Consider the following 12,019-nt stretch of genomic DNA (forward strand, 5'->3'; position numbering starts at 1 on the left):
GTTAAAGTTTTGTAAGATTTTAGTATTCACCAATATCATTTACAATAAGGTTGATTGCTCATTGCAGATGAGCTAAATTCTTTGCTCTATGGAGTATCTTTTTGACTACAATAGCGTTTTTGACTGTTTTCCCCCGTTGCATTTACAATCATTATTTTCTCACGCTTATACCGTTTTAACTGGAAAAATATGGTACTTGCACCAATGATGATAATCATCAAAGGCGAAAACCATAAAAACCAAGTTGTTTTATTCAATGGCGGTTTTAAGAGAATGAATTCACCATATCGCTCAACAAGAAAGTCAATCACTTGCTGATTGCTATAGCCCATTTTTAGTTTTTCCCGAATTAAAACCCTTAAATCACGTGCTAGAGAAGTATCTGAATCATCAATTGATTGATTTTGACAAATAGGACAACGTAAATGCGATGAAATATCGCGCGCGCGCTTTTCAAGAACTGTATCCTTTAAAATCTCATCCGGCTCTACTGCTAGAGCTAATCGAAAAGGAAATATTACGATTAAAAAACATAAAAGCCAAAGATTTTTTTTCATCTTAATGTCTTCTCCCAAAATTTAAAGCAAAAAGTACCCTCTTGTAGGCTCCAGTGCGAAACCAATATCCCAGAAGAGAAAAACAGCCTCCCATAGCCATCATGAATGCCCCTAACCAAATACATATTATATAAGGCTTCCACCATATGTGCACAACAAGACCCCGATTATCGAAATGTCCCGGCACAATATAGAGCTGCGATAAGCCATAATTTTGAAGACCAACTTCCGTTGTTGATGTATTTTGGCTTGAATAAAATCGCTTTGAAGCTGTTATATGACCCACGATTTTTTTATTTTTATATATTTTAAAATAAAACTCCATTGCCGAATAATTCGAACCAAAACGATTATCCATGGTATCAAAATGAAGTGTTTTATCTGCTATCGTCACCCACTCTCCTACGTTCATGGTTAAAATACGTTCTTGACCAAAATTGGCCACACAAATAATACCAAATAATGTAACGCCTAGTCCCATATGTGCCATTGCTGCACCAAAAAACGACCATGGCAATCCAAGAAATCTCTTAACGCGTACTGAAAAAGCTTTTTTGCCATATCCACTCTTTCCCCACAGATCCGCTAAACTGCCTAAAAAAACAAACGCCGATAGCCCAATGCCTAAAACTGTGAGAATATCACGCACAGATGTCGTGTAAAATATTATAAAACAGACGATACCAACCAAAATAAGAACAAACCACAACCGTTCAAAAACTGCGAGAAAATCACCGCGTTTCCATGTCATCATTGAACCAAACGGAACAAGTAACAATAGCAAAAGCATGAGCGGCCCACAGGTAAGGTTGAAAAAAGAAGCCCCTACAGAAATTTTTTGCTCTGTTAGCATCTCAATAAAATAAGGATAGAGCGTACCAATCAGTACTGTTGCTATTATTGTTGTCAGTAACAAGTTATTTAAAACAATAAATCCTTCGCGCGAAATTGGTTGAAAAAATCTTTCTGTTTTTAAAAGAGGAATGCGTAGGGCAAAAAGAAGAAAAGCTGCTCCCGTAAAGAAAAATAAAAGTGCAAGAATTGCTTGCCCTCGCGCTGGATCAACAGCAAAACTATGAACAGATATTAAAAGACCAGAGCGAACAAGAAACGTTCCCATAAGAGAAAGAGAAAAAGTAAGCAGCGCTAAAAACAAAGTCCAACTTTTCAATATTCCTCGTTTTTCGAGAACAAGAGTAGAATGTAAAAAAGCCGTTCCTGAAAGCCAAGGCATAAACGAAACATTTTCAACAGGATCCCAAAACCAATATCCTCCCCATCCCAGCTCATAATAAGCCCAATAGGAGCCAACCATAATCCCCAATGTCAAAAAACACCAAGAAAGTAAAAGCCAAGGACGAACCCAACGCGCCCAAATCTTATCAATATGCCCCATAATCAATGCCGCAACAGCAAAAGAAAAACAAAGCGAAAAACCAACATAACCTAAATAAAGAAGGGGAGGATGAATCGCTAATGCGATATCTTGTAAAAGAGGATTGAGGTCATTTCCCTGTAATGCAGGTGGTTTCACACGTAAAAACGGGTTGGATACAAAAAGAATAAATAAAAGAAAAGCGCTTGTAATCCAACTTTGGCAAATTAAAATGAGTGCCTTAAAATCTTTTGGTAAATCTTGACTAAAGAAGGCCATCAATGCACTAAAAAAAGCAAGACTTAAAACCCATAATAACATAGAGCCTTCGTGGTTGCCCCAAATACCCGTAATTTTATAGAGCATCGGTTTTTCTGAATGAGAATTCTCAACAACATTTAAAACAGAAAAATCAGAGACAACATGAGCATAAATCATCACTAAAAAAGAAAAGAGTAATAATGTGAAAGTGATATATGTTAGAGGGATAGCTGTTTGCATTAACAAACGCTCTTTCCTCCAAAAACCTAAAGCAGGTAAGAAAGCTTCTAATAAGCTTACGGAAAATGCTGCGGCTAAAAAAATATGACCCAGTTCGACAAGCACAATCGAATTATTTCTCCACACTGTAATGTTTTTTCAATCGATCAGCGGTTTCTTTAGGCCTATAAGTTTCATCATGTTTTGCTAAAATACGCGTCCCTATAAAAAAACCCTGTTTATCGAAATGCCCTTCTACAATCACCTCCTGACCTTCACGAAAAAGATCCGGTAAAACACCCTTGAAAACCACTTTTTTATGTTTTGTGTTATCCGTTATAAAAAAAATAACGCCACTCTCTTCAACATATTGAATGCTCCCCTTTTCAACAAAACCGCCCAAACGCAAAGGGCGCCCCATTAAAATATCTTCTCTTGTAATTTCAGAGGGCGTTCTAAAAAAACTGACTGTATGACGTATTGCATATATGATGAGACTTGCTGCAATTGCCATAACCAAACAACACAATAAGATGATCAGTAAGCGCTTTTTTTTTCGCTTCTTTAAAATAAGTTTCAACGAAGCAGAATTCTTTAAAGATTGATTGTTCATAGACACTCTACGAAAAAATTTTAAACACGTTCTATAAGCATCCATATTTTATTTTTTAAAGAGCTTTGCACATCTTCTCTATAGGTGCAACTTTTTATCTAATACCCCACCTTTGCCAACACGTTTATCAATACCTTTCTTCTTTTTTAGTTTTTACACCAATTTTTATTTACTTTATAACAACTTGTACTGAGCTCTTGACATTCTGCATTTCTGCTCTTCAACCTCCACAACCTATCCCTTCCTCTTCCAGAATAATTACTTCTCCTATCTTTCTAATTGGTAATGATCACTTTTCTTTGTCTGTTCACTTGATGAGCCAAGTAACTGAATCATCATTTTTTCAACCCGTGAGCGTCCTGCAAAGTTTTTAGGCATTGTATCAAGAAAGCTTTGTAAAAACTGCACTGCCTGCGCCGTTTTTCCGGCTTGATGAAATGCTTCGGCCAACAAGAGGCGCGGATAAAAATCTGTTGGCGCTAAACCTGCTGCTTTTTGAAAAGCTCTTTGTGCCTCTTGCGTTATCATTCCCCCTTCATAACCAACCAATGCTAAACCATATCCTACAAGCCTTGGTGCTGTTTCTCCATTCAAACGAAGGGCATCTAAATAAGTATTCACAGCTTCTTGAAAATGGCTTTCTTCGAGATACCCTACCGCTAAGGCATCTGCTAATTCACCATCATAAGGGGAGCGGAAAAAAAGCACTTGTAGACGAACAAGCTTTTCTTGCTTACTGAGAAGTTTAGGATTCTTATCCATTAATTCACTAAAAAAATAACTTTTTACTTCTGGATTTCCTGTCAGACCATAGATACTCCAAGTCATAAGAAGAACAAACAAAATACTCAGAGTTTTAAGAATATTTCTTTTTTTATAATGCCTATAAAGCTTAAGAGACTCAACCGTATGGATATGGCTTCTATAACCATCCATGGTTTGAACTTGCCAGTTTTTCTTTACCGCATCGTCAAAACGTAGTGAAAGAAAAAGAATAATTGCCAGAAAAGCGAGAAAGGATGCTGCAAAAATGAGAAAGAGCATATTATTTTTTCCAATACAAACAGAAGATAACGCGCTTATCTTTTGCCCTCTTCATGAAAAGAGTGATGTGAAATAATAAAAATTTAGCTTTTTATGAAGAACATCATAAAATCTATTATTCATTTCTCTCAATAGATCACTTATATCAAGAAAATAAAAACAAGCCTTTGTTTTCATAGTTTGATTATAAATACGGATCTTCTGAAATGTCTCCCTACCTTTTTGTATTGGCTAAATATTTCTTCATAAACTCTATAGATATTTTCTGCTTAAAAAAATTATTATTCTCCCATTTTGGGTAATAAAACTTTTGTAGACAACCCCCCCAAGATAGAACGCGATAAAAAGAGAGTGCCACCATATTCATTGATCATATCTGAAACAATTGCTAACCCTAAACCTGCCCCCGGTTTACTTTCATCAAACCGCTTCCCTCTTTTTAACGCTTCATCAATTTTATCTTCTGTTAAACCAGGACCATCATCTTCAACAAGGATACTAAAATATTTTTCTTCTTCAAGGTTTTCTTCTAAAAAACAAGAGATCAATACCTTTGTGCGAGACCACTGAGTAGCATTTTCAATCAAATTCCCTATAATTTCTTCTAAATCTTCCTTCTCTCCAGAAAAGATAATATCATCAACTTCCATAATAAATTCAATTTGTTTTTCAGGATTAAGCTTTTTCATAACCCGCACTAAACGATCCATCACATTGCGAACAGATGTATGATAGACAATACTATCGCATTGTGCTGCAAGCCGCGCCCGCTGAAGATAACGATTGATTTGAGTTTGCATGATTTGCGTTTGCTCTCTCAACAAATGAGCCTTTTCTCCACGCATCTTATCTGTCTCATTTATAATCACGGATAGAGGTGTCTTCAATGAATGTGCGAGATTACCAACCTGTGTGCGAAATCGCTCAATAATACGCTGATTATTCTTAATGAGAGCATTCATTTCCTGGGCAAGCGGCATCACTTCACTGACTAAATTGGTATTCACATAGTGAACTCTTCCTTCGCGAATATCATTCAATGACCGTCGAATAAGCTTCAACGGCTGAAAACTAAAGAAAATAAGAGCAATATTAATCAAAACACTTCCGAGACCAAAACTCCAAAGAAAAATTTGCAAAGTTCGCTTAAATTCTTTAACTTGAGCATACGCTTCATCAATATTCCCAACAAGTCGAAAACGCGCAATATGATTTTTATTATCAAGAACAACATCACTCTCAATCACTTGTAGCTTTTGACCATTGTTCCCCTTTATCCGATAAGAGCGAAAGAATTTATTGTCAAAAGGTATATCGACATCGCTGGGTGTAAATATCTCTCCTGTTCCCAATGATGGGGAGGTCAATCTTCCTTTTAAATTATGGGATATCGCAACAATTTCCCAATACCATCCCGTTGTTGGATCAGCATACCGAATGTCATCGATTCCAGCCCCTCCTCTCAAAATGCCATCTGGTGATACCGTTACTGTTGCAATTAAACTGTAGAGTTGAGCAGAAAGGATACGCTCTAGGCTCTCTTCAGTTGAACGTTTATAAAATAAAATACTTACTGCAGAAATCGATAAAAGAGAAATAACAACCCATAGCGTTGATAAGATCATAACACGTAAACTGAGCGATCGCGTAATGACAAAAAAAAACCTCTGAAACCAATTATCCTCTTTTAAAACATTCATTCATCACCTAGCATTCTCACGCGATACCCCATTCCTCGGATAGTCTCAATCAAATCCACACCAAGCTTCCTACGTAACCGACCTACAAAAACTTCCACCGTATTTGAATCCTTATCAAAATCCTGATCATAAAGATGTTCAGTAAGTTCCGTTCTTGAAATGACCCTATCACAATGATGCATCAGATACGAAAGAAGCCTGAATTCATAAGATGTTAGTTTAATCAATTGATCATCCACAAAAACACGAGATGTCTTCGTATCTAACACAACATTCCCACAACATAAGGCACTTGTTGCATGTCCTGTCGCACGACGAATTAGCGCTCGCAAGCGCGCCATTACTTCCTCCAAATGAAATGGTTTCACAACATAATCGTCAGCTCCAGCATCAATACCAAGCACCTTATCAGACCAACGATCTCGTGCCGTTAACATTAAAACAGGCATGGTGCGCCCTTCTTGACGCCACTTTTCAACAACACGAAGCCCATCAATCTGCGGCAAACCTATATCAAGGATTACCGCGTCATAAGACTCTGTGTTGCCTAAAAAATAAGCCTCTTCACCGTCAAAAGCACTATCGAAAACATAGCCTGCACGTTTTACAGCTTCTGCCAACTGATGGTGAAGATTCCGATCATCTTCAACGATTAAGATACGCATCAAAACACCATCTGCCAAGGACTAATCAGCAGGAACGAAAGTCTCCACACGGCGCAATTTTTCACCATTACGAGCTGGGATAACAACCACAATTGCACACATATCCCTTCCATCCTGAACAACTAGTTTTGAACGGACGAGAACCCCTCTCTCCTGAGTTGCAACCTTCTTACCCACCTCAGCACAACCAGCAGCCATAACAGAATCTGTTCCTAAAAAAGCTACTATTATCACGAACAATAAAACTTTTTTCATCATAGATATTTCAAAAACCTATCTTCTTATCTTATGATAAGATCAAAAAAAATAATGTCTTTTTTTGGGGCAATTTAAAAACCACAAATGAAAAATAATTTATCCTCTATCTTACAGAAGAATGTATTAATAATAATCCAAATTTTTAAAAATTCAAAATAAAATATTTTTAATAATAACAAGAAAGTTTATTGGATAAAATAATAAAATTTTAATACACAGTCTTACGAACAATGCATAGTTCTCCAATAAACTCTTTCTTTGTATCACTATAGAAAAAAAATACTTCTACTCCATATAAATTTTATAGATTTATTTTGTTGTATTGCTTTGCTATAGGCTTTTTTAAAATGTTTAATTTTTTTAAAAAAAAGAAAGGACAACAGCATAAACCATTTCACAGCCCTGCTCTCATCGAATTAGATGCACGACTAGATACAGCGCTTTATCACATTCGTTCTGCCAACAGTTTTTTTTGGAAAAAAGCAAAAATCATCTCTCAAAATTTTCATCTTCAAGGATGGAAACGCTTTATCGTTGAAGTTCTCGATGAAATATTAACATTAGGATTGATAGGCTTCACTCTTTTCACCATTTTGGGCATTTCTGTTTTTAAACTAACCCAAAAAGACTGGTCTTCTCCACAAAATTTTTCCATTCTTTTTCTCGATCGCTATGGAAATCCCATTGGTCACCGTGGTGCACTGCTGGCAACCTCTGTCCCCGTTGAAGAAATGCCTGACACCGTTATTAAAGCGGTTCTCGCTACAGAAGACCGTCGTTTTTTTGATCATTGGGGCATTGATTTTCAAGGACTTACACGAGCAATTTCACAAAACATGCAAGCTAAAGGTGTCGTGCAAGGTGGTTCAACTCTTACACAACAATTGGCTAAAAATTTATTCTTAACAAATGAGCGAACCATAACACGTAAAATCAAAGAAGCTTATCTTGCTCTTTGGTTAGAGGCAAATTTTAGCAAAAAACAGATTTTGCAACTTTATCTTGATCGTGTCTATATGGGAGGAAATAATTTTGGTATTGCAGCAGCAGCAAAATTTTATTTTGGAAAAAACATACGTCATGTCTCTTTAAGTGAATCGGCTATGTTAGCAGGGCTCTTTAAAGCCCCAACAAAATATGCCCCTCATAGTCATCTCTTTGCGGCTCAAACACGTGCCAATGTTGTCCTTTCTAATCTTGTTAACAGCGGTTTTATGACGGAGAGCCAGATTATCAACGCACATCGCCACCCTGCTAGGGCACTTCCAAAAAGAGACAATAATCAGCCTGGCTATTTTCTTGATTGGGCATTCGAAGAAGTTAAAAAAATGCGTGATCAACTTCCAAGTCATCATTTAATTATTCAAACAACCCTTGATCCAGAACTTCAAAAAGTAGCAGAAGAATCAATTGCCTATCATTTACATCAATATGGTCAACAATATCGTGTAACACAAGCCGCCACTGTTATACTTGACAATAACGGTGCTGTATGTGCAATTGTTGGAGGACTAGACTACAAAAAGAGTCAATTTAATAGAGCAACACAAGGTGGCCGACAACCTGGTTCTTCATTTAAACCTTATGTTTACGCAGCCGCATTAGAACGCGGTCTTTCACCTTCAACCATTGTTTTAGATGCCCCCATTAATTGGGGAGGTTGGACACCCAAAAATAATTCTAGTCATTATCTGGGAAAAATTGATTTAGCAACAGCTTTAGCCTTTTCTATTAATACAGTCCCTGTTTATCTCACATACCAATATCTTAACCGCGATACAAAACCCATCATAGATCTCATCAAGAATATGGGAATTAATGCACATATTTTATCACACAAAACGATGGTTCTTGGTACTTCCAACATGACTCCCATGGATCAAGCAACTGGCTTTAATGTCTTTGCAAATGGTGGAATAGCTGGTAATCGTCATGGATTCACACAAATCAGAACACTCAATGGTGATTTAGTGTGGGATTTCGAGCATAACGGAAAAAAACTACACAGAGTTCTCAGCAGTCAATCAGCAGCTTATATGAACCAAATGATGGTGGGTGTCACAACACGAGGGTCCGGTAAACGTGCTGCTCTACCCATGACACTTGTTGCTGGAAAAACTGGAACATCACAATCTTATCGCGATGCTTGGTTTGTGGGTTTTACGGGTAATTATACTGGTGCAGTATGGATGGGAAATGATAACTTTTCACCCATGAATCGTGCCTTTGGGGGAGGCGTTCCCACCATGATATGGCATCGCATCATGCTCGCAGCACACCAAAATATCATGCTCAAACAGCTCTACGGTGTTAAGGATTCTCTGCTTCCTTATCAGCCTCAAATACCCTCCTCCCATACAGATTCTGAATTTCTCCCCCCAATACCCTCTAGGCTTTCTCCTGAAATATTGAATATCGTGCGCTTGATTAACAAAGATCTGAAAAAGACTTCTGCAATTTCTTTGAAAATGAAAATAACTGGAGATTCAACATTTTGAATTCAAAATATTCACTGATACTTTTTAATATTACCATTTTCTTTTTTATCTTTGTTTTTTCCATTTTATGCGGAATACTGAGTGTCGATTATGTGCTCAATTCCTTTCCTCATTTTGGACGCTTTACAATTGAAAAATGGAGTGCTTACCCACAAGTAGGTACCACCGATATGGATCCTTACACCCGCGCCCGCACTGCCAAACAAGGCATTGTTTCACTTGGACGTACTGAAGGTATTCAATTCCAGATTTGGCAAGATAATCAAGGACGTCCACTCCACCCCCACTGTCATTATTTGCTCAAAGGCAGCATCCCAGAAACCAGGCTTTTTACCCTTTATACAGCTGACAAATCCCTTAAACCCTATACTTCATCAAAAGAAATACCTTTTGAACTCCATACGAACGCTATTACTTATGAGCATGACGGCACATTGCGTATCCATATCTCACATACACCGCAAGCTGGTAATTGGCTTGCAACCGTTAGTCAAAAAGAATTCGGGCTTATCCTTACCCTATACGATACCTCAATCATCTCAGCAACGGCATTACAAAAGCTCACACTACCCTCAGTAGAGCAAATCCCATCAGGACAAATAAATTGTGACTAGATTCATTTATATCGCACTTCTTGCAATCATTGGCGCTATTATCGTTCATATTTGCGTTCTCTTTCTCATCCCCACTTGGGCACAAAATAATATATGGACAACCCTTAAAAAATCTGGACCCCCTTATCAATTTGTTGATTTTACTCCCGATAATCCTATTCAACAATCTGCTGATCCACTCTTTCTTCTTAAAGTCTGCAGATTTAATCTTGAAAATGGACCTGTCCATTTAAAGGCTTTGAAAACACAACAATTTTGGTCACTGGCAGCCTACACACACAACGGAATTATTTTCTATAGCCTTAATGACCGAACAGCCCCTGATGCGACACTCGACCTTATCATTGGAAAACCCATACAAATAATAGAACTCAAAAAATCAAGACCTAAAATAAATGCTAATTCCGTTTTAGTTGCTAAAAATTTGAATGAAGGTTTTGTCATTTTACGTATTTTTGCTCCCTCTTCTCTAGCAAAAAAAGAAAATGAAGTTTTCCTTTCATCAGCAACCTGCCGCATATTTTATGAATAAAAACGGACTAACCTCTCATTTGGACAACACCTTACTTTCTATACAAAATAAACAAAGCCTATCAAAATGGTTATCTTTTTTCTCTATTAATCGAATACTCGAATTCAAGTTTTTCTGATTGTAGATCCCTAAATTTTTTATTGAGATAGAATGAAATCTCTATTGCACATCATCATATCCTATTGGATACGCATTATCTTGACAGAAAAAACTCCCTGTAATCAGAAGAGAAAAATCAAGAGTAAAGTTCTAGAAAAATATGCTGCTAACAACTGTAAACTTGCTATTTGAGTTTTTTCTTTTTATTTACAAAAGTTTCCATAACGTTCGCATCAATGACATGATAAACTATAGAAGAAATTCTGATTACCTTCAATGAAGTGCAAAAATAATCGCTGGAAACTTATAAGACATTATGCATCCTTGACCTCAAAAATAAGTGCTTTACTTTTGTCTTATAAGTAAAAACTTTTGTAAGATATGTCATCTGAACAAACTTTGCTTATAGTTTACAATTGAGGGGAAAAAACTTCATGAAGAAGAGATATGTTCGGTTCGTTTCAAGAGCAGCAGTATGGTCCCCTCGATTTGGGGGATTAGCGTTCTTTATTTTATTATTTTCAGTCATCTTACAACGTTTTTCCATCATTCATGTAACCGACTTTATAATTTTGATCAGTATCTCTACTGGCTGTGTGATTATTTCTCTTTTTCTCGCTATTAAAGCACTTCATAGTCTGTGGGTCTGTGGGGCTCTAGGGGGAATGAAAGCTTTAAAGGGAATTATTTATTCACTTATAACTGCAACACCATTGGTATTATTTTTGGGACTTTGGTTTACCTTGCCTGCTCTTTACGATATTTCTACCGATACACAAAGACCACCGGCTTTTTTTCGCACAATGCGCCCCAGTGATGCTTTACCACTTAAAAGTGTTTTGATTGAACAAGCAACATTACAGATGTCACAATGGCCAGAAATGTCGGGGCGCCGTTATGATGGCGCACCTGAACGCATTCGCGAATCCGTTCTGAATGTTTTGGCTGCGTATGATTGGCCTGTTGTGGCTCAAAGAAAGTTTAAAGGCGAAGAAAATGAGATTTATATTGAAACGAGAGCTAAAACTTTTTACCTCGGTTTTATTTCAGACATTGTGATCCGCTTAACTGATGAAGGTGATACCACCTTTGTTGATATGCGTTCTGCTTCTCGTTATTTGCCAAGAGATTTGGGGACTAATGCTGCCTTTATTATCGATTTTATGGATGCCCTTGATACGGAAATCGCTTCACTTCCTCTTTCCCAAGATGATGGATAACAATCAAAAGATATAAGCTACTTTATTTCATAAAAACAGCTTATTTTTCAATAAATTATGATATATAAGAAAATAATCACTTTTTAAAAGCTATACACTGAGCATTCTTATACAAAAGACAACAATCTCAAACCGAACCAATCTTGAAATAATTAAAAAGTCAAAAATAGGAAATAAAAAACAAAAATATTTATTATACTAATATTAAAGTCTATGTCTAAATGTAGTCAGTAAATCTTTTTTAAAGATTAGTATCATATAAAAATGAGCTTTTATTATTTATTTAATACGTTATTAAATAAATTAAATTTATAGAATATACTCATAAAAAATATTATAAAAATAATTATAAAAATTAAACTTA

Annotated in this window: 11 protein-coding genes; 4 read left to right on the top strand and 7 right to left on the bottom strand. The window is 36.6% G+C overall.

Annotation, left to right across the window (positions count from 1 at the left end):
- Nucleotides 1-86: 86 nt before the first annotated feature.
- From PVV65_RS03325 to PVV65_RS03355, 7 genes are all read right to left on the bottom strand, one after another.
- Nucleotides 87-557 carry a cytochrome c-type biogenesis protein gene (locus PVV65_RS03325; RefSeq protein ID WP_273789206.1) on the bottom strand — a complete coding sequence of 157 codons (471 nt, stop codon included), beginning with the start codon at nt 555-557 and terminating at the stop codon, nt 87-89.
- 1 nt (nt 558) lies between these two features.
- The gene (locus tag PVV65_RS03330; RefSeq protein WP_273789207.1) at nt 559-2,538 is read right to left on the bottom strand and encodes a heme lyase CcmF/NrfE family subunit; all 1,980 of its coding nucleotides are present in this window, start codon (nt 2,536-2,538) and stop codon (nt 559-561) included.
- A 7-nt stretch (nt 2,539-2,545) separates the two neighbouring features.
- Nucleotides 2,546-3,025, bottom strand: coding sequence for a cytochrome c maturation protein CcmE (ccmE, locus tag PVV65_RS03335; protein WP_273754480.1), 480 nt, complete (start codon nt 3,023-3,025; stop codon nt 2,546-2,548).
- Nucleotides 3,026-3,292: 267 nt separating this feature from the next.
- A complete protein-coding gene (locus PVV65_RS03340; RefSeq protein ID WP_273754481.1) occupies nt 3,293-4,069 on the bottom strand; it encodes a tetratricopeptide repeat protein in 777 nt (258 codons plus the stop codon).
- Between the two features lie 281 nt (nt 4,070-4,350).
- On the bottom strand, nt 4,351-5,769 hold the full coding sequence (locus tag PVV65_RS03345) for an ATP-binding protein (protein ID WP_273754482.1): 1,419 nt from the start codon (nt 5,767-5,769) through the stop codon (nt 4,351-4,353).
- Nucleotides 5,766-6,434, bottom strand: coding sequence for a response regulator transcription factor (locus PVV65_RS03350; protein ID WP_273789208.1), 669 nt, complete (start codon nt 6,432-6,434; stop codon nt 5,766-5,768). Before PVV65_RS03350 ends, PVV65_RS03345 begins: the two co-directional genes overlap by 4 nt.
- Nucleotides 6,435-6,455: 21 nt before the next feature.
- Nucleotides 6,456-6,692 carry a hypothetical protein gene (locus PVV65_RS03355; RefSeq protein ID WP_273789209.1) on the bottom strand — a complete coding sequence of 79 codons (237 nt, stop codon included), beginning with the start codon at nt 6,690-6,692 and terminating at the stop codon, nt 6,456-6,458.
- A gap of 347 nt (nt 6,693-7,039) precedes the next feature.
- Between PVV65_RS03355 and PVV65_RS03360 the strand changes: the two genes are divergently transcribed.
- The 4 genes from PVV65_RS03360 to PVV65_RS03375 all read left to right on the top strand — a co-directional run bounded on the left by PVV65_RS03360 (nt 7,040) and on the right by PVV65_RS03375 (nt 11,655).
- Nucleotides 7,040-9,190, top strand: a complete 2,151-nt coding sequence (locus tag PVV65_RS03360; protein WP_273789210.1) for a transglycosylase domain-containing protein — start codon at nt 7,040-7,042, stop codon at nt 9,188-9,190.
- Nucleotides 9,191-9,207: 17 nt separating this feature from the next.
- The gene (locus PVV65_RS03365) at nt 9,208-9,804 is read left to right on the top strand and encodes a DUF1214 domain-containing protein (RefSeq protein WP_273789217.1); all 597 of its coding nucleotides are present in this window, start codon (nt 9,208-9,210) and stop codon (nt 9,802-9,804) included.
- The gene (locus tag PVV65_RS03370; protein ID WP_273789211.1) at nt 9,797-10,336 is read left to right on the top strand and encodes a hypothetical protein; all 540 of its coding nucleotides are present in this window, start codon (nt 9,797-9,799) and stop codon (nt 10,334-10,336) included. The genes PVV65_RS03365 and PVV65_RS03370 overlap by 8 nt, the downstream gene beginning before the upstream one ends.
- Before the next feature lie 533 nt (nt 10,337-10,869).
- A complete protein-coding gene (locus tag PVV65_RS03375) occupies nt 10,870-11,655 on the top strand; it encodes a DUF1499 domain-containing protein (protein ID WP_273789212.1) in 786 nt (261 codons plus the stop codon).
- The last annotated feature ends 364 nt before the right edge of the window (nt 11,656-12,019 follow it).

Source organism: Bartonella sp. ML70XJBT (assembly GCF_028618425.1).
Classification (GTDB): domain Bacteria; phylum Pseudomonadota; class Alphaproteobacteria; order Rhizobiales; family Rhizobiaceae; genus Bartonella.

Coding starts and splice junctions, on each gene's coding strand:
- PVV65_RS03325 (WP_273789206.1), bottom strand. CDS start 557: ATGAAAAAAAATCTTTGGCTTTTATGTTTTTTAATCGTAATATTTCCT.
- PVV65_RS03375 (WP_273789212.1), top strand. CDS start 10,870: ATGAAGAAGAGATATGTTCGGTTCGTTTCAAGAGCAGCAGTATGGTCC.
- PVV65_RS03360 (WP_273789210.1), top strand. CDS start 7,040: ATGTTTAATTTTTTTAAAAAAAAGAAAGGACAACAGCATAAACCATTT.
- PVV65_RS03355 (WP_273789209.1), bottom strand. CDS start 6,692: ATGATGAAAAAAGTTTTATTGTTCGTGATAATAGTAGCTTTTTTAGGA.
- PVV65_RS03340 (WP_273754481.1), bottom strand. CDS start 4,069: ATGCTCTTTCTCATTTTTGCAGCATCCTTTCTCGCTTTTCTGGCAATT.
- PVV65_RS03350 (WP_273789208.1), bottom strand. CDS start 6,434: ATGCGTATCTTAATCGTTGAAGATGATCGGAATCTTCACCATCAGTTG.
- PVV65_RS03345 (WP_273754482.1), bottom strand. CDS start 5,769: ATGAATGTTTTAAAAGAGGATAATTGGTTTCAGAGGTTTTTTTTTGTC.
- ccmE (WP_273754480.1), bottom strand. CDS start 3,025: ATGAACAATCAATCTTTAAAGAATTCTGCTTCGTTGAAACTTATTTTA.